This window comes from Citricoccus sp. SGAir0253 (genome assembly GCF_005877055.1).
Taxonomy (GTDB): Bacteria; Actinomycetota; Actinomycetes; order Actinomycetales; family Micrococcaceae; genus Citricoccus.
This window is the reverse complement of sequence record NZ_CP039424.1, coordinates 181,013-201,029: the sequence shown is the minus strand read 5'-3', so window position 1 is coordinate 201,029 and position 20,017 is coordinate 181,013. Positions and strand designations below refer to the sequence as shown.

The 20,017-nt window shown below is 73.1% G+C and carries 21 protein-coding genes and 1 pseudogene; 7 read left to right on the top strand and 15 right to left on the bottom strand.

What is annotated here, in order from left to right; all coding sequences use genetic code 11:
- Positions 1-89 precede the first annotated feature (89 nt).
- A complete protein-coding gene (locus E7744_RS00960) occupies positions 90-635 on the bottom strand; it encodes a hypothetical protein (protein ID WP_137772497.1) in 546 nt (181 codons plus the stop codon).
- 119 nt (positions 636-754) lie between these two features.
- Here E7744_RS00960 and E7744_RS00955 point away from each other — a divergent pair, with 119 nt between their 5' ends.
- The gene (locus tag E7744_RS00955) at positions 755-2,386 is read left to right on the top strand and encodes a RecQ family ATP-dependent DNA helicase (protein WP_137772496.1); all 1,632 of its coding nucleotides are present in this window, start codon (positions 755-757) and stop codon (positions 2,384-2,386) included.
- A gap of 24 nt (positions 2,387-2,410) precedes the next feature.
- On the opposite strand, the gene E7744_RS00950 is transcribed toward E7744_RS00955, so the two are convergent.
- From E7744_RS00950 to E7744_RS00940, 3 genes are all read right to left on the bottom strand, one after another.
- A complete protein-coding gene (locus tag E7744_RS00950; RefSeq protein WP_137772495.1) occupies positions 2,411-2,668 on the bottom strand; it encodes a hypothetical protein in 258 nt (85 codons plus the stop codon).
- Positions 2,669-3,231: 563 nt separating this feature from the next.
- The gene (locus E7744_RS00945; RefSeq protein WP_137772494.1) at positions 3,232-4,020 is read right to left on the bottom strand and encodes a carbon-nitrogen hydrolase family protein; all 789 of its coding nucleotides are present in this window, start codon (positions 4,018-4,020) and stop codon (positions 3,232-3,234) included.
- Between the two features lie 34 nt (positions 4,021-4,054).
- The gene (locus E7744_RS00940) at positions 4,055-4,447 is read right to left on the bottom strand and encodes an SRPBCC family protein (RefSeq protein WP_168199709.1); all 393 of its coding nucleotides are present in this window, start codon (positions 4,445-4,447) and stop codon (positions 4,055-4,057) included.
- 223 nt (positions 4,448-4,670) lie between these two features.
- Between E7744_RS00940 and E7744_RS00935 the strand changes: the two genes are divergently transcribed.
- Positions 4,671-6,398 carry an FAD-dependent monooxygenase gene (locus E7744_RS00935; RefSeq protein WP_246858490.1) on the top strand — a complete coding sequence of 576 codons (1,728 nt, stop codon included), beginning with the start codon at positions 4,671-4,673 and terminating at the stop codon, positions 6,396-6,398.
- On the opposite strand, the gene E7744_RS00930 is transcribed toward E7744_RS00935, so the two are convergent.
- Positions 6,385-7,680 carry an adenylosuccinate synthase gene (locus E7744_RS00930; RefSeq protein ID WP_137772492.1) on the bottom strand — a complete coding sequence of 432 codons (1,296 nt, stop codon included), beginning with the start codon at positions 7,678-7,680 and terminating at the stop codon, positions 6,385-6,387. The two genes, E7744_RS00935 and E7744_RS00930, sit on opposite strands and share 14 nt — an antisense overlap.
- 214 nt (positions 7,681-7,894) lie before the next feature.
- Positions 7,895-8,329 (bottom strand): SRPBCC family protein, encoded by a 435-nt coding sequence (locus E7744_RS15685; RefSeq protein ID WP_168199708.1) that lies wholly within the window; start codon positions 8,327-8,329, stop codon positions 7,895-7,897.
- Positions 8,330-8,564: 235 nt separating this feature from the next.
- Between E7744_RS15685 and E7744_RS00920 the strand changes: the two genes are divergently transcribed.
- The 3 genes from E7744_RS00920 (at position 8,565) to E7744_RS00910 (ending at position 11,383) form a co-directional block, all read left to right on the top strand.
- Positions 8,565-9,956, top strand: coding sequence for a short-chain fatty acid transporter (locus tag E7744_RS00920; RefSeq protein WP_168199707.1), 1,392 nt, complete (start codon positions 8,565-8,567; stop codon positions 9,954-9,956).
- Between the two features lie 179 nt (positions 9,957-10,135).
- Positions 10,136-10,858, top strand: coding sequence for an HNH endonuclease family protein (locus E7744_RS00915; RefSeq protein WP_137772489.1), 723 nt, complete (start codon positions 10,136-10,138; stop codon positions 10,856-10,858).
- Positions 10,859-11,110: 252 nt separating this feature from the next.
- Positions 11,111-11,383, top strand: a complete 273-nt coding sequence (locus E7744_RS00910) for a DUF1540 domain-containing protein (RefSeq protein WP_137774765.1) — start codon at positions 11,111-11,113, stop codon at positions 11,381-11,383.
- Between the two features lie 105 nt (positions 11,384-11,488).
- Here E7744_RS00910 and E7744_RS00905 read toward each other — a convergent pair whose 3' ends face one another.
- The 3 genes from E7744_RS00905 to E7744_RS00895 all read right to left on the bottom strand — a co-directional run bounded on the left by E7744_RS00905 (position 11,489) and on the right by E7744_RS00895 (position 13,511).
- Positions 11,489-12,331, bottom strand: coding sequence for a hypothetical protein (locus tag E7744_RS00905; RefSeq protein WP_137772488.1), 843 nt, complete (start codon positions 12,329-12,331; stop codon positions 11,489-11,491).
- A gap of 70 nt (positions 12,332-12,401) precedes the next feature.
- The gene (lepB, locus tag E7744_RS00900; protein ID WP_137772487.1) at positions 12,402-12,896 is read right to left on the bottom strand and encodes a signal peptidase I; all 495 of its coding nucleotides are present in this window, start codon (positions 12,894-12,896) and stop codon (positions 12,402-12,404) included.
- 9 nt (positions 12,897-12,905) lie between these two features.
- The gene (locus E7744_RS00895; protein ID WP_137772486.1) at positions 12,906-13,511 is read right to left on the bottom strand and encodes a DUF6448 family protein; all 606 of its coding nucleotides are present in this window, start codon (positions 13,509-13,511) and stop codon (positions 12,906-12,908) included.
- Positions 13,512-13,837: 326 nt separating this feature from the next.
- Between E7744_RS00895 and E7744_RS00890 the strand changes: the two genes are divergently transcribed.
- Positions 13,838-14,713, top strand: a complete 876-nt coding sequence (locus tag E7744_RS00890; RefSeq protein ID WP_137772485.1) for an SDR family oxidoreductase — start codon at positions 13,838-13,840, stop codon at positions 14,711-14,713.
- A 78-nt stretch (positions 14,714-14,791) separates the two neighbouring features.
- On the opposite strand, the gene E7744_RS00885 is transcribed toward E7744_RS00890, so the two are convergent.
- From E7744_RS00885 to E7744_RS00875, 3 genes are all read right to left on the bottom strand, one after another.
- A complete protein-coding gene (locus E7744_RS00885; RefSeq protein WP_246858489.1) occupies positions 14,792-16,036 on the bottom strand; it encodes an MBL fold metallo-hydrolase in 1,245 nt (414 codons plus the stop codon).
- Between the two features lie 258 nt (positions 16,037-16,294).
- Positions 16,295-16,921: a phosphodiesterase gene (locus E7744_RS00880; protein ID WP_137772484.1), complete on the bottom strand. Its 627-nt coding sequence runs from the start codon at positions 16,919-16,921 to the stop codon at positions 16,295-16,297.
- Between the two features lie 217 nt (positions 16,922-17,138).
- Entirely contained in the window at positions 17,139-17,333 is a 195-nt protein-coding gene (locus E7744_RS00875) for a hypothetical protein (RefSeq protein ID WP_137772483.1), read from the bottom strand.
- 309 nt (positions 17,334-17,642) lie between these two features.
- Between E7744_RS00875 and E7744_RS00870 the strand changes: the two are divergent.
- A pseudogene (locus E7744_RS00870) lies at positions 17,643-17,795 on the top strand (ribbon-helix-helix protein, CopG family); the annotation flags it as partial.
- 342 nt (positions 17,796-18,137) lie between these two features.
- Here E7744_RS00870 and E7744_RS00860 read toward each other — a convergent pair.
- From E7744_RS00860 to E7744_RS00850, 3 genes are all read right to left on the bottom strand, one after another.
- A complete protein-coding gene (locus E7744_RS00860; protein ID WP_210417136.1) occupies positions 18,138-18,752 on the bottom strand; it encodes a recombinase family protein in 615 nt (204 codons plus the stop codon).
- Between the two features lie 195 nt (positions 18,753-18,947).
- The gene (locus E7744_RS00855; RefSeq protein WP_137772482.1) at positions 18,948-19,397 is read right to left on the bottom strand and encodes a hypothetical protein; all 450 of its coding nucleotides are present in this window, start codon (positions 19,395-19,397) and stop codon (positions 18,948-18,950) included.
- Positions 19,394-19,906: a GNAT family N-acetyltransferase gene (locus E7744_RS00850; protein ID WP_137772481.1), complete on the bottom strand. Its 513-nt coding sequence runs from the start codon at positions 19,904-19,906 to the stop codon at positions 19,394-19,396. The genes E7744_RS00855 and E7744_RS00850 overlap by 4 nt, the downstream gene beginning before the upstream one ends.
- Between the last annotated feature and the right edge of the window lie 111 nt (positions 19,907-20,017).

The window sequence follows — 20,017 nt, the reverse complement described above, 5'->3', positions numbered from 1 at the left end:
CCGACTGGTCCGGAGCCGGCAGGAGCACGAACGAGGAGGCGGGGCCCGGACGGGCCCCGCCTCCTCGCGTTCGGTGCGTGCCCCTGAGGTCAGTGGCCCAGGTTCAGCAGCCCCTTCTTGACGTTCTGGGGCCGCTGCATCTCGCCGTGCAGGGCGCCCAGGACGATCACCGTCCCGGCGAAGGCCGGGATGGTCCACTGCAGCATGCGCAACTGGTCCTGGGCCGACTTCAGCTCCGGCGAGGCCGTGGGCGTGGGCTCGGTGGCCCCCTGCGCCCCCTGGTGGGAGAGCTCGTCCACCTTCTTCCCGAGCACGCCGGAGTACAGGGTCACGGCGGCGCCGGCGAGGGTCACGCCGGCCTTGAGCCACGTGTAGCGCATGACGCCCTCCTGGGCGGCGTAGCGGCCCTTGTTCTCCCACAGGATAGGGGCCCACGTGCCCAGGTGCGCGGCGAAGGCCGCCGTCTGCACGGGCGCCCACCTCTTCCAGCCGAGGCTGGACAGCCGGGTTCGCTCGGTGGGGTCCTTGGCCTCGGCGGTGGCCCCGTTCAGTCCCACGGCCCCCATGAGGGAGCCGCCGAACCACGCGGCGGCGGTGAGGTCGTGGATGGATCGTGCCAGGAGGTTTCCGGCCATGGGTGTTCCTGCCTTCCAGTGTTCCCGTTCAACTCTGAACCCCCCACCCTTCCGGTTGCGCCGGGCCGCGTAAAGGGCCGGTGCCCTGCCGTCGCCCGGCCGGTGCGTAGAGTGGCGCCATGACGCAGACCCCGCAGGACGTCCACGCGCTCGCCCACGACGTCTTCGGCTGGGAGGAGCTGCGCCCGAGCCAGGCCGAGGCCGTGGAGGCGGCGGTGGCCGGCCGGGACGTGCTCGCGGTGATGCCCACCGGCTACGGGAAGTCGGCCATCTACCAGCTCGCCGGGCTGCTCGCCGAGGGACCGTCCGTGGTCGTCTCCCCGCTCATCGCCCTGCAGGCCGACCAGCGGGACGGGCTCAACGAACTCGCCGACCGGGCCCGGACGCACGCCGTGGCGGTCAACTCCTCGATCCGCCAGCGGGAGCAGGAGGCCGCCTGGCGCGCCGTCGAGGAGGGAGAGGCCACGTTCCTGTTCCTCACCCCGGAGCAGCTGGCCAAGGACGACGTCCTGGCGCGCGTCCGCGCGCTGCGGCCTGCGTTCCTCGTGGTGGACGAGGCACACTGCGTCTCCGCGTGGGGCCACGACTTCCGGCCCGACTACCTGCGCCTCGGCGCGGCCCGCCAGCGCATCGGCTCCCCGGCCGTCATCGCGCTGACCGCGACCGCCTCCACGCCGGTGCGCCGGGAGATCGTCGAGGGGCTGGGCCTGCGGGACCCCCTGGTCCTCGCCCTGGGCTTCGACCGCCCGAACCTGCACCTCGCCGTCGAGCGCCACCACGAGGCCGAGCAGAAGCGCCGGGCCGTGCTGGACCAGGTGGGCGGGCTGCCCCGACCGGGCCTGCTCTACACCGCCACGCGCCGGGAGGCCGAGGAGTACGCCCAGGCCCTGCAGGAGCGCGGGATGACGGCGCAGCCGTACCACGCCGGGCGCCGGGCGGCGGACCGCGAGCAGGTGCTGGAGGGGTTCCTCGAGGGCGCGCTCGACGTGGTGGTCGCCACGAGCGCCTTCGGCATGGGGATCGACAAGGCGGACGTGCGCTTCGTGGTGCACGCCGACATCCCGGACTCGCTGGACACCTACTACCAGGAGGCGGGCCGCGCCGGCCGCGACGGCGAGCCCGCGCAGGTGGTGCTGCACTACCGCAGCGAGGACCTCGGCCTGCGCCGGTTCTTCGGCGCCCGCCACGCCGACGCGGACGTGGTGGTCTCCGTGGTGCGCCTCCTGCAGGAGGCCTCCGGGCCCGTGCGGCTGACCCGGCTCAAGGAGGCCCTGGACGTCAGCGCCCGCCGCGTCACCGGCACCGTGAACCTGCTCCAGGCCGCGGGCGTGGTGGGCGCCTCCCGCCGGGGCCTGGCCCTCGCCGCGGCCGGCACCACCCCGGAGGAGGCGGTCCGCCTGGCCGAGGAGACCGCCGAGCGGATGGAGCGGATCGACGAGACCCGGATCGAGATGATGCGCGGCTATGCGGAGACGGACGGCTGCCGCCGCCAGTACCTGCTGGGCTACTTCGGCGAGGAGCTGGCGGACCCCTGCGGGAACTGCGACGCGTGCGACGCCGGCACCGCCGAGGACCTCACCCACGACGACGCCGAGTTCCCCCTGCAGAGCGCCGTGGAGCACCGCGAGTGGGGACCCGGCACCGTCATGAGCGTGGAGGACGACCGGCTCACCGTCCTCTTCGAGGAGCAGGGCTACCGGACCCTGTCCCGCGAGGCGATCGAGGAACAGGGCCTGCTGCGCCGCGCCTGATCCGGAGGGGTCGCCCGGGAGCGGTCAGTAGCGCGGCGGGACGCCGCCGCCCGGCCGCCCGCCGCGGCCCCCGCGGTTGCGCAGGAAGCGCTCGGCCATCCCCAGCGCGCGGTCCACGCCCGAGGCCCGGCCGGTGGTACCGCCGGGTGTGGTGCCGGGGGTGGTGCCGCGCGGCCGGCTCCCCCGCTGCCGGGCTGCCCGGGCGATGCCGTCCAGGGTCTGCCGGCCCTGGGGGCTGTTGAGGTAGGACTTCGCCTGGTCGACGATGTTCCTGAAGCGCATGGTGTCCTCCTGGGGTTCGTGGCCTGCGGATGGCGTCCACCGGGGTGGACCCTGCCCACCCTACGCAGTCGGCGGGCCGGGTGCAGCAGGCCGGGAACATGCCGGGGACGCGCGGGGTTCACGTGCGGGCCCGGACCCCGGAGGCCGTGGCCCCGGGGTCCGGGCCGATCCAAACGACCGGGGGCACCAGCAGGGCCCCGGGCGACCGGCTGCGGAGGGGAATCGCATGCCGGGCCCGGGGCCCCTGTCATCACTCGCACCTTCATCACTCGCACCTTGATGAGGTTCCACCAGACTAGGGGCCGTGGTTGTGCGGAGGCCGGGCGCAGACTGTGAGCTGGCTGGCAGTCCTGGAGCGGCCCGAGGGGAGCCCAGCGGAGACGGGGGCGGCTCCGGGCATGGCAGGGCCCCGGGTAGTCCGGCTGCGTGAGGGGAACGCATCGTGCCGGGCCCGGGGCCCTCTGTCATCACTCGCACCTTGATGAGGTGACTCCAGCATAGGAATGCGGTGTGGGAAGGGAATGGGCAGCAGCTGGGAGGTTGCTGTGAGGCCCGCGCCGTCCTCAGCCCAGGATGTCGGTGCGGCGGTTGGCGAGCACGGGGAGGAACTCGCGGACCTCGTCGATCCGCTCCCGGGTGACCTCCGCCGTCGCGATCGCCTCGCCCTCCTCGCCGAGGTAGGCCACGGGGATCGCCAGCGGGTCCACGATCGCCGAGTGGCCGATCGTGTTGTCGCTGCGGGTCCCGGCGGCCACCACCCACACGGTGTTCTCCACGGCGCGCGCCTTCAGCAGGGTCTGCCAGTGCTCGATCTTGTGGTCGCCCTTGAACCAGGCGGCGGGCACCAGCAGCACGTCCGCCCCCGCCACGGCCAGGGCGCGGGACACCTCGGGGAAGCGCAGGTCGTAGCAGGTCATCATGCCGAAGCGCAGCCCGCCCAGCTCGGCGATGGACAGGTCCCGTTCCCCCGGGGTGATCCGCTCGGACTCCCGGTAGCGGAAGGCGTCGTAGAGGTGCATCTTGCGGTACGTGTCCACGATCCGCCCCGTCGCGTCGATCGCCACGAGGGTGTTGTACGGCCGGTCGGTGCCCGAGGGCTCGTAGCCGCCCGCCACGACGGCGATCTCGAGGTCCGCCGCGATCCGGGTGAGGTCGCGCACGAAGCTGGACCAGCCGGCGTCGACGGCCGCGGCGAGCGGTCCCTGGACGTGCCGGACGGTGAACATGGACTCCTCGGGGAAGAGGACGAGCTCGGCGCCGTCGTCCTTGGCCCGCTCCGCCATGCGCTCGATCGTGGCCACGTTCTCCGCCGCCACGCCGGTGGGGCGGAACTGGCCGACGCTGATCCTCATGGTCCGTCCTCCTCGAATGGTCCGTGGGTCCAGCCTAGCCCCCGGCCCGTCGGACCAGACGGTGCAGCGGCCAGCGGGTGAAGGGCGCGTAGGGCGCCACCAGCAGGGCCGGGCCCTCGAGGTCGACGCCGGCCCGCGTCCCGCCGTCCGCGGCCACCAGGTCGTGGCGCAGCCGCAGCGGTCGGCCCAGCGCCCACACCGTCCAGGACCACGTGCGGGCCGTCGCGTCCACGGCGTCGATGCGGAAGGGCAGGCGCAGCCCCCCGTACCCGTGCACGGTGCCACGCGCGCCGGGACGGATCCGGGGGCCGTCCGCCTCCACCCGGCGGATGTGCGGCGCCCACCCGGGCCAGGCGTCGTACCGCTCGTACCGGTCCCAGGCCTCCGGCAGGGGCGCGGACCCGTGGACCTCGACGCGGCGGTGCATGCGGCCATCGTGCCAGCCGGCACGGACCCCGGGGAAGCCGCGCAGGCCCCGGTCAAGGAGCCCGCGGCCCATGGAGCGGCGCGCGCGGGCGTCCTACCCTGAGGGCATGCCAGCCAGCGGCCCCCCGGTCGGCCCGTCAAGCCGCCCGTCCCCCTCGCCGTCGCCCCGACCCGCCCCCGTCCCGCCTCCGCGTCCGGCGCCCCTCACCCCTGCGCCGGGCTCCGTGCCGGGCCCACCCCCGGCGCCCGGGGCCACCCCCTCCGCGCGGGCCCCGCGGGTGGTGTCCACGGACGTGCTCGTGGTCGGCGCCGGACCCACCGGCCTGATGGCCGGGGCGTGGTGCGCCCGGCTGGGCCTGCGCGCCGTCGTGGTGGACGCCAAGGCCGGCCCCACGCGCGAGTCCCGTGCCCTGGGGCTGCAGTCCCGCTCGCTGGAGGTGTACCGGCAACTGGGCCTCGCGGAGGCCGTCGAGCGGGAAGCCGTGCTGGCCCGCAATGTCAGCCCCGGGGTGGGCCGGCACCGGCTGGGCACCGTGCACCTGGACCGGATCGGACACGGACTGACGCCCTTCCCCGGGCTGCACGTCCTCGAGCAGAGCGCCAACGAGCGGATCCTCGCCGAGCACCTGGCCGCCGTCGGGCGCCCGGTCGCCTGGCGCCACGCCTTCCGGTCCCTGGGCACGACGCCGGAGGGCCGGCCCGCCGTCGGGCTCGACTCCCCCACCGGTCCGGTGACGGTGCGCGCCCGGTACGTGATCGCCGCCGACGGCGCCTCCTCCCCCGTCCGGCACGCGCTGGGCACGCCGTTCGAGGGCAGCACGAGCCCCTACGAGTTCTACGTGCTCGACGCGACGGGGGTGGAGGGCCTCGGCGACGGGATCGAGATCCGGTTCTCCGGGGAGCACTTCATGCTGGCGTTCCCGATGGGCCGCGACGAGCGGGGCGGCCGCCGGTCGAGGCTGCTGGGCATCCTGCGTGCCGAGGACCTCGCCGGGGCGGAGGGCGGGGAGGCCGCGCCCGACGACGGCGCCGTCCGGCTGGAGGCACGGGCGCGGGCGGCGCTGGCCGAGCGGTTCAGCGTCACCTACGCGGGCGTCTCCTGGTTCAGCCGTTACCGCGTCCACCACCGGGTGGCCGCGGCGTTCCGGACGGGTGCGGTGTTCCTCGCCGGGGACGCCGCGCACATCCACTCCCCGGTGGGCGCGCAGGGCATGAACACGGGGCTGCAGGACGCCCAGGACCTCGTGTGCGCGCTCGCGGACGTGCTCGCCGGGCGGGCCGACGAGTCGCGGCTGGAGCGCTACGAGGCCGAGCGCCGGCCGGTGGCGCTGACCCTCGTGCGCTCGACCGACCGGGTCTTCGCCGCCGTGACCTCCCTGCGCCCGTTCGCCAGGGTGGTGCGCTCGGCGGTGGTGCCGGTGGTGCTGCCCGTGGTCCTGCGGCTGGTGCCCCGCTCCCCCGCCGGCGGGCGGCTGTTCGGCTACCTGTCCCAGACGCGCATCCACTACTGGATGGGTCCGGGCCCGCGCCGCCCGCCCGGGCAGCCGCGCGGGCGCGTGGTGGGCCGGCGCCTGCCGTGGGTTCCCGACGCCGGCCACGAGGGTCCGGTGCCCGGCGGCGACGGCCGCGGGGACAACCACGAGGCCCTGTGCCTGCCGCGGTGGCAGGTCCACGCCTACGGCCCGGCCGCGCTCCCGCTCGCGCTCGCGCTGGCGGAGGAGCACCGGGACCTGGCGGTGGACCACCGGACGGGGAGCCGCCGCCCGGCGGTGCCGGCGCTCGCCGTGGCGGCGGGCGCCGGTCCGGAACCGGGCGCGGGACCGGACGGGCCGGCGTCGGGCCTGCCGGTGTTCGCCTTCCGCGCGGCGCCCGAGGCGCGGCTGCCGGACGGGACGGCCGTGCTGGTGCGCCCGGACGGGTTCGTCGCGGAGCTGCGGCTCAGTCCTCGATGAGGTCGCGGACCTGGACGACCTCGTCGCGGCCCGGGCCCACGCCGACCGCGGAGATCCGGGTGCCGGACATCTTCTCCAGGGCCAGGACGTAGTCGCGCGCGTTGGCCGGCAGGTCGTCCAGGGTGCGCGCCCCGGAGATGTCCTCGGTCCAGCCCTCGAAGTACTCGAAGACGGGCGTGGCGTGGTGGAACTCGGTCTGGGTCATCGGCATCTCGTCGTGCCGCACCCCGTCCACGTCATAGGCCACGCACACCGGGATCTGCTCGATGCCCGTGAGCACGTCCAGCTTGGTGAGGAAGTAGTCGGTGAAGCCGTTGATCCGGGTGGCGTGGCGCGCCATGACGGCGTCGTACCAGCCGGTGCGGCGCGGCCGGCCGGTGTTCACGCCGAACTCCCCGCCCACGGTGCGCAGGCGGGTGCCCATGCCGTCCTCGTCGAACAGCTCGGTGGGGAACGGCCCGGCGCCCACGCGGGTGGTGTAGGCCTTGATGATCCCGATCGTGCGGGTGAAGCGGGTGGGGCCGATGCCCGCGCCCACGGAGGCGCCGCCCGCCGTCGGGTTGGAGCTGGTCACGAACGGGTAGGTGCCGTGGTCCACGTCCAGGTAGGTGGCCTGGCCGCCCTCCATGAGGACCACCTTGCCGTCGTCCAGGGCGTCGTTGAGCAGGATCGTGGAGTCCACGACCATGGGGCGCAGGCGCTCGGCGAAGGACAGGAAGTACTCGGCGATCTCGTCCACCGTGATCGCGCGGCGGTTGTAGAGCTTGACCAGCAGCTCGTTCTTCTGGCGCAGCGCGCCCTCGACCTTCTGGCGCAGGATCGACTCGTCGAAGACGTCCTGGACGCGGATGCCCAGGCGACCGACCTTGTCCATGTAGGTGGGGCCGATGCCGCGACCGGTGGTGCCGATGGCCCGCTTGCCCAGGAACCGCTCGGTGACCTTGTCCATCGTCTGGTGGTACGGGGCCACCAGGTGGGCGTTGGCGGAGATGCGCAGGTGGTCGCAGCGCTGGCCGCGGGCCTCCAGGCCGTCGATCTCCTCGAACAGGGCCTCCAGGTTGACGACCACGCCGTTGCCGATCACCGGCACGGCATTCGGGGACAGGATGCCGGCGGGAAGGAGCTTGAGCTCGAACTTCTCGCCGCCGACCACCACGGTGTGCCCGGCGTTGTTGCCGCCGTTGGGCTTGACCACGTAGTCGACCCGGCCGCCGAGCAGGTCGGTGGCCTTGCCCTTGCCCTCGTCGCCCCACTGGGCGCCGACGATCGCGATTGCTGGCATGAGTGCATCACTCCTGAGCAGACCGGCCGCGCGGCTGCTCCGCGCACCCGGCCCTCGACATGGAAAACGCCCCCGGTGAGGCGTCCGCGGGGTCGATCCCGGGACTCCACCGTGCGGTATCTCACCTGAGGGCCTTACATCCGGAGTTTACCAGCCGGTCCGGACCGGGTTCCCGACGGCGGCCCCGCACCGTCACGGTACGGGGCACCGGGGCTCAGGGAGCCTTCTCCGCGTAGTTGCGCAGGGCCTCGAGCTGCCCGGCCTCCGCGTCGGCGAGCGCGGTGGCCAGCCCGAGGGCCTCCTCGTGCAGGTCGGCGGCGGACCGGATGGCCACCCGCAACTGGACCGTGGTGGTCCCGGCGTCCGGGGTGAGCAGGTAGCCGTACTCCACGCGCAGGTCCGCGTCGTCCGCCCCGGAGACCATCGTCAGGCCGTGGCCGGGCTCGAAGGTGGACAGGGTGTACTGCCGCTCGTGGCCACCGGAGGTGTAGGTGAGCTCCTGCCCGGGGCCGACGGGACCGTTGACGTGCATCTCCTCCACGCCCGGCATCCAGGCGGGGGCCGCCGCCCAGTCCGTGAGCAGGTCCCACACCCGCCCGGGGGGCAGGTGGACGACGATCTCGTCCTCGAGTGCGGTGAGCGTCTCCATGACTGCATCCTGACGCCGCACGCCCGGGGGCGGAAGGGTGGGGAGGCGGGACGCCGGGGCGCGGGCGGCACCCCGGCGCCCGCCGGTGAGGCCTGTCACATTGACGCCCGTCACGCCCCTGCCTACCGTGAGGCATGTCACCCCCGGTCCGGCGCGCGTCACATCGTGCCCGGCCACGGGGCACATTCCAGTCAGAGGGACACCGCTCCGCGGTGGGAGACCAGGAGACCGCACCATGTCCAGCACGCCCGGAAGCACCGAGACGCGCCCCCGCCCGGAGGGAACACCCCTGTCCCGGGCCATGCGTCCCGTGAACAACGCGGTGGAGCGGTTCATCCCCTCCTCCCTGGTCTTCTCCATCATCCTGACGTTCGTGGTGGCCCTGCTGGCCCTGCTGCTGACGGGGACGGGCCCGGCCGACCTCGTGGTGGCCTGGGGAGAGGGCCTGGCCGGACTGCTGGACTTCATCACCCAGATGGCCCTGATCCTGCTGCTGGGGCACATCCTGGCGAACACCGGTCCGGTGCGCCGCCTGCTCGCCTTCCTGGGCGGGGTGCCCCGCACGCCCCTCGCGGCCTACGTGTTCGTCTTCGTCGTGGCCGCCGTCGCCAGCCTCATCACGTGGGGGCTGGGCCTGGTGGTCGGCGCCCTGCTGGCCAAGGAGGTCGCCGCCCAGGGCCGCGAGCGCGGCCTGGCCCTGCACTTCCCCATGCTGGTCGCCTCCGGTTTCGCCGGCTTCGTGGTGTGGCACATGGGCTACTCGGGCTCGGGACCGCTGACGGCCGCCACGGAAGGCTCCTTCCTGACCGAGTCCCTGGGCGGCCAGACCGTGCCGATCACCGAGACCACCTTCTCCTCCTGGAACATGCTGGCGGCGGTGGCCACCATCGTCGTCGTGGGCCTGGCCCTGTTCCTCGTGGCACCGCGCGGCGGGGACCGGGTGGTGGAGCTGGAGGTGGACGCGCGCGACCGGGACGACGACACCGGACAGGAGGAGGTCGTCACCCCGGCCGACCGCCTCGACGCCAGCCGCCTGCCGACGCTGCTGCTGGGGCTCATGCTCGTCGCCTACCTGGTGCTGCACTTCGCCCGGGGCGGCACGCTGACCCTGGACACCGTGAACTGGTCCTTCCTGGCCCTGATCCTGCTGCTGGTGCGCAATCCCTTCGAGCTGATCCACCTCACCAAGGAGGCGGCGTCCAACGTGGGCGAGATCCTGCTGCAGTTCCCCCTGTACGCGGGCATCCTCGGCATCATGACCGGATCCGGGCTCATCCAGGTCTTCTCCGACGCCTTCGTGGCGATCTCGAACCCGGTGACCTTCGGCGTCCTCGCCCTGCTGTCCGCCGGCCTGGTGAACTTCTTCGTCCCCTCGGGCGGCGGGCAGTTCGCCGTGCAGGGACCCATCATGCTGCAGGCGGGCGCCGAGCTCGGCGTGGATCCCGCGATCACGATCATGGCCGTGTCCTACGGCGACCAGTGGACGAACATGGTGCAGCCCTTCTGGGCCATCCCGCTGCTGGCGATCGCGGGGCTGAAGATGCGGGACATCCTCGGCTACACGACCATGGTGCTGCTGGCCTCCGGCCTCGTGTTCGCCGCGACCCTGGTGCTCGTCTCGCTCTGACCGACGTGGGCGGCACGGGAGGACGACGGAGGGGCCGCGGGGGGCAACAGGAGGGGCCACGGGAGCGCGGCCCCTCCAGGGAACGGCATCGTCGCAGGTCGTGACAGGAAACGAGGGAGCGGGCATACTGTCCTGGCACCCACCGGGCGCCTCGCATCCTGATCCCCCTGGAGCACCTCATGGCCACTGCCCTGCCCTCCCCTGCCCTGCCCTCCGCCGGCCGCCGCCGAGGCCTGCCCCTCGGCCGCCGCACCCTGCGGGCCGCCGTCGCCGGCGTGCTCGCCGCCGGGTTCGTCCTGCTCGGGGTGACCCCCGCCGAGGCGGCCACCACCTACAGCGCCCCGCTGCGCACCGCGGTGAAGTCACTACCGGTGGCCGCCGAGTCGAACTCCGGCTACGACCGCGACCGCCAGTTCGGCGACTGGATCGACGCCGACCGCGACTGCCAGAACACCCGCGCCGAGGTCCTGCTGCAGGAGACGAGGGCCCGGGCCACCTACACGACCTCCCGCAAGTGCACCGTCCGGGGTGGCAGGTGGGTGACCAGTTGGGACGGCAGGACCCACACCAGCGCCTCCACCGTGCAGATCGACCACCTCGTCCCCGTGCACGAGGCCTGGGGCTCCGGGGCCCGGAAGTGGACCAAGGCCCGCCGCGTCGCCTTCTACAACGACCTCGGCGACCGCCGCACGCTGAGCGCCCAGACCTCCGCGCTGAACTCCTCGAAGGGGGCCCGCGGCCCGGAGCAGTGGCTCCCGCCGCGGAACCGGTGCGCCTACGTGGGCGAGTGGGTGGCCGTGAAGAAGCGGTGGGGCCTCACCGTGGACAGCACCGAGAAGGCCGCGCTGACGCGGCTCGCCGCGGGCTGCCCGAACGTGACCCTCACCGTCGTCCGGCGCTGAGAGGAGCCCCACACCGGCCCGGTCCCGACGGCGGACCGGGCCGGCGGCGTGTCCGGCGCCGACCTCAGAGGGCACTGACAGACCCGCCGGACCCTTCGGACACAAATCACTTTGAGGAGTTTGGTCATACCGATTTGACGTATTTATGCCTACCTTAAGGGTCGGCTTACTTGCGCATTTCCTGAGCCGGAATATTCTTGATTCATTGCCGGAGCACGAAGGCTCGGGCACGGACTGACAAGGATGAGCACCATGACCACCGCCGTGCGCTCCTGCGCCGCCACCTCCTGTTCCTTCAACCACGACGGCTGCAACGCCCTGGCGATCACGATCGCCGGCGCCGAGGCCCAGCCGACCTGCGGCACCTTCGTCCAGCTGGACGCCCGCCGCCCCATGACCGGCGAGGCCAGCAGCGTCGGCGCCTGCCACCGGATGGAGTGCTCCTACAACTCCGACCTGGTGTGCACCGCCGAGGGCATCGAGGTCACCGACACCGCCAACTGCGCCACCTACACGGTCTCCTGACCGGCCGCCGTCCCCCGGACGGCCCACAGCACGAAGGCCCCGCCCCGGGATCCACCCGGGAGGGGCCTTCGTGCTGTGGGTCTCGAGGTCGGCGAGGCCTTGGGCTCAGGCCTCCAGGGCGGCCACGCGGCGGGCGGCCAGCTCCTCGAGGAGGCGGTCCCACGCGCCGGCACCGTCGCGCACGGCGCCCGCGGGCGCCGGCAGCGGCACCTGGACGATCCAGCCGCGCTCCCCGGCGAAGCGGGCCAGGGTCACGCACCCGTGGTCCACGTCCACGCAGTGCGCCGGGTCGACCGTGAGGTCCGCGGAGTCGGGCACGCCGAGGTCCTCGGCCCAGCCGGGGAGCACTCCGTCCAGCACGGCATCGGCGACGCCGGCGAGCACCTCCGCGGGGGCGGCCAGGACCGCCTCGGCCAGGGCGTCGGTCGAGGGCGCCGGGATCGCCGCCTCGGCGACGATGTCGGCCTCGTGGGCGGTGACGCCCGCGCAGTCGTGCAGCAGCACCCGGTCGGTGGTGATGACCCCCACCCGCACGCGGGGTCCGACATCCTGGACCAGGCCCGCCACGCGGCCCGTGAGCCCCAGCGCGGCGACCTCCTGGGTGTCCCGGCACCAGCGCAGGGTGCCGAGCAGGTGCACCGAGGCGAGGCGCAGGCCGAGGGCGTGGTCCGCGGAGTCCCGCAGGACGTCCATGCGCACCTCGATGTCCTCGGGGGTGTGGAACGCGCCGAGGGAGTGGAAGAGGTTGGGCACGTCCGCGACCACCAGCTGCCCGGAGCGGGAGACGCCGTGGACCGCGGACGAGAGCGTCTCGCCGGCGCGGTAGGCCGTCAGTTCCACCGAGCCCTCGCCGGCCAGCATGCGCCGGGTGAGCGAGCGGGCGTGGGCGGAGCGCAGGACCGGGTCGCCCGGGGCGAGGGCCAGGGCGGTGTGCGGCATGGAATGCATGGGGATCCTCTCAGGACGTTCGCATTCCAGTAAGGCATACCTCAGTCGATTACGCAACGGGGCCGTGTGCTTATGACGCCCCGTGAGCCCCGCGAGGCGGAACACCCACCCGCCCGAGGATCGCGCTGACCGGGACGAACGGATTCCGCCAGGTGCGCGCGTCGCTCGACCGGGCCCTGTTGTCCCCGAGCAACATGACGTGACCGGCGGGCACGCGGAGGGAGCGGCCGGGTCCGCCCCGGTGGAGGACGTACGGCTCCTCGAGGGCGTGCCCCTCGACGACGACGCGGCCCCCCGCCGCGACCTCCACCCGCTCCCCCGGCAGCCCGATGACGCGCTTGACGACCGGGCGGCCGAGCTCGGCCGAGTGAGCGACGACGACATCGCCCCGGCGGAGGCGGCGGGCCACACCGTGGCGTCGCACGAGCACCCGACGGCCGGGGCGCAGCGTGGGGACCATCGAGTCCGCCTCGACCTCGGCCAGCACCACGAGCCACCGGCGGACCGCCCAGCCCACCAGCAGGGCCAGGCCCGCCACGGCGGCGAGTGCGGGCAGCGGCTGCACCGCGGCCCCTCAGTGGTGGTGCCCGCCGGCGTGGCCGTGGGCGTGGTCCCCGCCGTGGTCGTGCTCCTCGCCCCCGGCGTAGTGGACGAACCCGACGTAGGCCTCCACGTACGCCCGCCCCGCGTCGAGGTCGGTGGGGTCGTGGTCCTGGCGCTCGCGCACCGCGGCGAACCGGCGCTCCAGCTCGTCCCACCGCTCGGCCGGCACCAGCTCCTCCAGCGGCGAGAGGTCACCGGAGGCGAGGGCCGCGTCCGCGGCGGTGACCCACTCGTCCACCGGCGTCCCCGAGGGCTGGAGGCCCGTGTAGGGGGCGCCCTCACCGGCGCGGTGCACGCGCACGAGGTTCTCCACGAACCAGCGGTCGGCGACCTGCCGTGCGGCCTCGCCGAGGCCCCGGGCGGCCCGCGCGGAGGCGAAGACCTCCCGCAGTTCCGTCTCGCCCTCCGGGCCCACCCAGCGCAGGGCCAGGGCGAGGTTCCCCGTCTCCAGCGCCTGCATGCCGTCCCGCGCGGTGGGACCGTCCATGGTGTCGCAGTGGGCGCTGGCGCGCAGCGGGCGCAGCAGGACGAGGGCGAGCGTCGCCGCGAACACGAGGGTGACGAGGACGGGGGTCATGCCGATCTCCTTCGGGAGGGGTGGGCCGCGGAGCGAGGCCTCGCCGCGGCCGGCCGGGGCGCCGCCGTCGCGGGACGCGGCGGGTCACGCCTCCGGACCGCTCCAGGCCAGTCCAGCCCGAGGGAGCGGGCCCCGTCCAGACTCCCCGGCCCGCCCGGCACCCACGGTCCTGTCCTCCCGCCCGATCCAGTCCCCACCCCGACCTGTCCTCACTCCGGCCTGTCCCCATCCCGCCCTGGAGACAGCCCCACCGCACCCCTTCCCCACCCCTCCCCCGGGAAGGCTCGCGCGCATAGGGTGAGGTCACACCGACTGAGAGGACGGCCATGCCACGCACCTACGTCATCACCGGGGCCGGATCCGGCATCGGCGCCGCCACCGCCGCCCTGCTGCGCGAGGGCGGTGACACGGTCGTCGGCGTGGACCTGCGGAACTCCGACGTCACGGGGGACCTGTCCACCCCCGACGGCCGCCGCGCGGCGGCCGAGGCCGCGCTGGACGCCGCCGGCGGCCGCGTGGACGCGGTGATCGCCTCCGCCGGCATCGCCGCGCCGCAGGCGCTGACCGCCGCCGTCAACTTCTACGGGGTCACCGAGTTCCTCGAGGCCCTCCGGCCGACCCTCGCGCGGTCCGAGGCGCCGCGCGCCGCCGTCGTGTCCTCGATGTCCTCCCTGCAGCCCAACGCGCCCCACCTCGTGGAGGCGCTCCTCTCCTCCACCGAGGAGGAGGCCCTGGGGATCGCGGAACAGCTGGCGGCCGACCCGCAGCTGGGCAACCTCATCTACGCCTCGAGCAAGAGGGCGCTCTCGCGGTGGGTGCGCGCCCGGTCCGTGACGCCCGAGTGGGCGGGGGCGGGGATCCCGCTCAACGCGGTGGCGCCGGGCATCGTCCGCACGCCGATGACGGCCGACCTGCTGGCCACCCCGGAGTCCGTGGCCTTCCTGGACGCAGTGGTGCCGATGCCGCTGAACTACCACCAGCCCGCGGAGTCGATCGCCGCCCTGCTCATCTGGCTCACCTCGCCGCAGAACACGCACTGCGCGGGGCAGACCATCTACTGCGACGGCGGCAGCGACGTGGTCCTGCGCGGCGAGGACGCGTGGAGCTGGGCCGATCCGCGGGTGAACGAGTACTTTCAGCGGCTCAGCGTCGGCGGCGCGGGAGCAGCCGGGGAGGGTGCCACCCCGGCCCCGACCGCCTAGGGTGCGCCGGGAGCGGCGCGGTGGCGGCCGCCGTCGGGCCCTCGATGCGGAGGTGCCCGACGACGGCCGCCGGCCGGCTCAGCCGATGGCGATGGAGTCCAGGTCCTCGCCGATGACCAGCTCGCCGGAGAAGCCGGTGCCGGCCTTCTTCCACTCCTCGACCGGCCAGTTGCCCGGCACCAGGTGGTTCAGGACGAGCTTCTTCACCCCGGCCTGCTCGGCGATCGAGCCGATGTCCTGGATCGTGGTGTGCGCCCCGATCAGGTGCTGGTACTCCGCCTCCGCGGCGGCGTCCCGCGGCTCCGGGTGGCGCTGGGCGACCCACTCGGCGGCGATCGCCTCGTGCACCAGGATGTCCGAGCCCTTGGCCAGCTCCACGAGGTTCTCGCTGGGGCCGGTGTCCCCGGAGAAGGTGACCGAGCCGCTGTCCGTGTCGAAGCGGAACCCGAACGCCGGGAAGACCGGGGCGTGCTGGACGAGCGTGGCGGTGACCTTGACGCGGTCGTCCTCGAACACGTCGATCGGGCGCATCGTGGGGTGCGGGTCCCCGTTGGGGTCGTCGACCAGGTTGGCCGGCAGCTCGATGTCCCGGCCCACGAAGAAGTCCCGCGGCGGCGGGTAGCCCGAGTCGACGATGCGGTCGTTGAAGTCGGTAGCGAAGGTCTTGATCATCGCCTCGATCGTCTCCCGGGTGCCCGGCGTGGGGCTCTTCGGGTTCACCACCTGGTCGGCGGGGATGCCCTCGCCCTTGTAGTTGACGGGCAGCGCGCCGCGGTCACCCGGGCCGAAGATCTGCAGGACCCGGTCCGGGATGGCCACGCCGTTCTGCAGGCCGGTGCCGACCAGGTTGTACAGGTCGGAGATGTGGTCCGAGTGCAGGTGCGTCAGGAACACGGCGACCAGGGCGTCCAGCGGGCCCCGCATGTCCTTGTCCCACGTGCCCAGCTTGGCCTTCTTGATCTGCTTGCCCACGCCGTCACCGGCGTCCACGAGGTAGTACTTGTCCCCCACCACGATCGCCGAGGCCACGCCCTCCCGGTCGGAGTCGTTCCACCACGGCGGGCCGCCGCTGGTGCCCAGCAGCACGAGGCGGTTCTTGGCGTCCGTGGTCAGCGGGGCGCGACCGCGGGCCGGGGAGGCGGACGGCGCGCCGGAGGCCGCGCCGTTGGCCGGGCGGTCGGCCGCGTTGCCGGCCGGCGCGTCGGCGTCGGCCGGGGCGCACGCGGTGGCCAGCGGGGCGAGACCGAGCGCGGAGGCCAGGCCGAGGGCCCGGCGGCGGGAGACTCCCCTCGAGGAGTCGGCGGGGAGACGGGGATCGGGCATGGAGACACCTCTACAGCAGGGGGTTGGATGAACGACCATCCAGTATTCCCGGCGGGGCCTCCGCGCCGCGGAGCATTCCCGCTGTTACTCATACATGATCGGGGTCGATTGTTCCGCTGCGGCGAATGGATCCAGGTCAGAAGGAGGGCGGGACCCGCGAGGGAGACCGGGCGAAAAACCGAGGGAGACGCCCGACGCGCGGGGTGGACGGCCGCGTCCGGGGAACCACCCGCGGGCCGACGGTCCGGGCGGTCCCGCCTACGCTCGCTCCCGCCCGACACGGCGGGCGAGGCCGTAGGCCGGGGCGCGGGCCGCACGCAGCCACACCGGCACGGTGAGGCCGGCCGGCGGCTGGGCGACCGGCCGGAAGCGCAGCCCGGCGTCGTCGGGACCCGCCGCGGCCTCCGCGCCCCGGGCCCGGTGGGGCGGACGCTCCGGGGCCGGCACGTCCAGGACCACCCGGCCCAGGCCCCGCCAGGGGCCCGAGTTCCGCGAGCACGAGAACCGGTAGCGGCCCGGACCCTCCGGGTCCAGGCGGAAGACGAGGTGCCCGCCCGCCCCGAGCAGGGGGAACATGGTGGTCAGCGGTCCCGCCGTCGCCGAGAGGTGGAAGCGGAGGACGTACCGCGTGAGCCGCCCGGTGCCCGTGGAGGCGAAGAGCAGGTCGGCCGGGCCGCCGTCGGGCCCGGCCGCGGGGATGCGCAACGCCACCCCGATGACGTCCGGCAGGTGCACGGGCCAGGAGGCGGCCCGGGAGAGCCGGGCGACCAGGGGCCGCTCCCCCGCCGCGTCCAGCAGCGGCGAGCCGGTGCCGCCCGGGGCGTCGATGACGAGCGTGCCGGGGACGACCGTGCCCACGGTGTGGACGGGGCGGTTCCGGCGCACGGCGGCGAGCGCCCCGAGGCCGGCGGCCAGGACCAGTCCGGCGGCGCCGCCCAGGGCGACGCCGGCAGCGCGCGCGCTCTCGATGGCTTCCTCCTCGGAGGCTGGGGTGGCCGGGCAGGGTGGCTTGGTGTGCCTGGCGGGCGTGGACGTGTCCGGGCCACTGGGCGCCAGACTAGCGGAGACGCTGGGCCCGGTCCGGCGAGGGCTCCTCCTCCCTTCAGTCGCGCAGCAGGTGGGCCTCCTCGCGGATCAGCCGACGCGTCCGGTCGGTCATCGAGCGGAACTGCATGTTGATGGCCACCCGCCCCTGCTCCTCGTCCAGGTCGAACCGTTCCTGCAGGGCGTGCAGGGCGGCCGCCTCGTCGGTGGCGGAGAGCATGACGTCGAGGAACCGATGCGGGTCCTCAAGCACCCGAAGGAGTCCTTGGATGACGTGGAGTCTTCCCACGCGTTGACGCTGGTCCAGGTCGTCGTGGTCCATGCCGGCCCTCCTCAACGGTTCAGCCCCCCACCCGGGGCCCGACAGGGTACGTCGACGCCCAGCGCGACGTTAATCGCTGGACAGCCCGTGCCGCCACGCAGCTCGGACGAAGGACCGCCGCGTATCTCCCCAGGCCACTGCATGCACCGAAGCGGCATCCTTCGCGCCGGACGCGGAGACTGTCTGTTGGGGATTCCCAGCCACAACAGATTTGGTGGCTCGGCGCCCGCTCGTGCCAGAGGTCGGAGTGCTTCCCCTACTGCAGAGTCGATGCAGGTTGTTGCCGTGCGCCTCACCGCGGAGGAGATTGCGGCACTGGATGAAGTAGCCGAGCGAGAGCACCTGTCACGCTCCGAGGCGATCCGCCGCGCCCTGACTGACTTCGCAGCGTGAAGGTCCACGCCAGCGCACTCAAGCACGGAGTGGTTCCCGAGGACGCGATCCAGGCTGCCGACTGGTGCCAGGGGATCGAACCCCTTGAAGAAGACGACTGGCCGCATCGTGAGTTACGGCTTGGCTTCGATACCCGCGCTCGATTCTTGAGACCGTTGTGCTGGTCTTCGACAGTGGCGAACAGATGGTGATCCATGCCATGCCCGCCAGACGCCAATACTGGGACCTACTTCCTTGATCCCCGCCGGGTTCCTTGTCGCGAAGCGGCCGCTGGGCGCCGGTGGCGTGGCGCCGGCGCCCAGTGTAGATGCGGGCCGCTGGACTGCCGGCGCCACTAAGGTCTCACCGTCGGGGTGTTGATGCCGCCAGCCCGGCCTCGGCCGCGGTGCGTTGGCGTTCGATGGCGCGGTAGACCGTGGATCGGCCGACACCGAAGAGTTCGGCGACCTCGAGGATGCTGTACTGGCCGCTGTGCACCAGCGAGACCAGATGGGCTTCCTGGCGACGGTTGAGCTTGGGCTGCTTGCCCCGCAGCCGGCCCTTGGCTCGGGCGACCTTCATCCCCTCGCGGGTGCGCAGCCGGATCAGGTCAGACTCGAACTCGGCGACCATGGCCAGGACATTGAACAGCAATCGTCCGATGGCGTCCGTGGGGTCATAGACCGACCCACCCAGCGACAGGCTGATCTGCCGGGCCGTCAGCTCGTCGGCGATCGCCCGGGCATCCGGCACAGACCTGGCCAGGCGATCGAGCTTGGTCACCACCAGCGTGTCACCGGCCCGGCCGGCGGCCAGCGCCTCGCGCAGCCCGGGTCGATCCCGGTTCGTACCAGTCAGGCCGTGGTCGACATAGACTCGATCTCGTTCGACGCCCAAGCCGAACAGAGCATCTCGTTGAGCGGTCAGGTCTTGCTGGTCGGTGGAGCAACGGGCGTAGCCGATAAGCAGTGCGCTCATGGCGCACCTCCTAAAAGGTTGACTCGGCCAAGCCCGGAGTGGCTGGGCTCGAGCATCGAGCAGCGCTCGACCCTCTCACCAAGCGCCTTCCGTAAGCGACTCTGCAAGGCCCAATAACCAACCCTTTAGAGGATCCCCGCGTGAGACTGTCCAGTTGTGTGCATCAGGAGGGCCTGGCGGTGCGAGCACCGGTGTTCATCCGGTCCACTCGTCCGGGTCCAGCCGGGCCCGGTGCTGGCCTTCAAAGAATGCCGACGGGGAGAACCACTCGCTAGGGCGGGGAACGTTCCCACTGCCGCGAGGCTCAGGTTGCCCTGGTGTCGATCCCGAAAGCTCCGCTGCCGGAGACGGCTGCGAGGGCGCCTCGGCTCGGCCGATCATCCAACCGGTCAGGAACGAGGCGATCTCCACCGGGGTGCCGTCCGGGACGTACCAAAGGCCGGGACCCTCCTGGACCGATCCTGGCTCTCGTCCGGGCTGAATGCGGTCGTCGGTGGAGTAGTGGCCGTTGAAGATTAGGGTGGCGGTGATGTGCCGGTACTCGAGATAGACCAGCCAGTAGTCGCGCTCTTGGATGTCAGGGTCGGCCTCGACCACCGAGTGGTCCGTCAGCAGCTCGACGACGCGTTCGATGACGAGCATCACCGGGCTCGTTCCATGGTGGGGTTGAGGTCCTTGACCAGCAGGTGATCGCGTTCGGTCTCATGCCGGAGCATTCCCTCGGGGGTGATCCAGTCGTACTCGCTGACATCAATGATCCCGGTGGGGCGGTAGCCCAGGCGGCGGTACAGGCGCTCCGCGTCCGGGTTGTCCTCGGCGACTCCCACCGCCACCTGGTACCGGCCGGCTTGCGATGCGCTGTCCTCGGCGGCGGCGATCAGGGCACTGCCCACGCCTTGTCCGCGGTACTGGCCACGGACCTGCAGGTGATTGAGTTCCACCGCCCCGGGGTACGCAGTCCGGGCGTTGGACCCGATGCACCCACCCCACTGCAGTACCCCGGAGCCCAGTGGCTCCTGGTCCTGCCATGCGACCAGGTAGGTGGCCTGGCCGGCCCGCTGGCGGGCATGGTGCGCCTCGTGGACGCCACCGGGCGTCTCCCAGCGCGAGCACAACACGCTCAGGTCCGCGTCGGTGCAGGGGCGAACATCCATTCCCCCATTCAACAAGACTCACCCGGAAAGGGATCCCCTTACGGCGCAGTGTCGACGTTCCCTGGCCGATCAGTGAAGACCACTTCTGACATCAGTGACGTCGACTTCTGA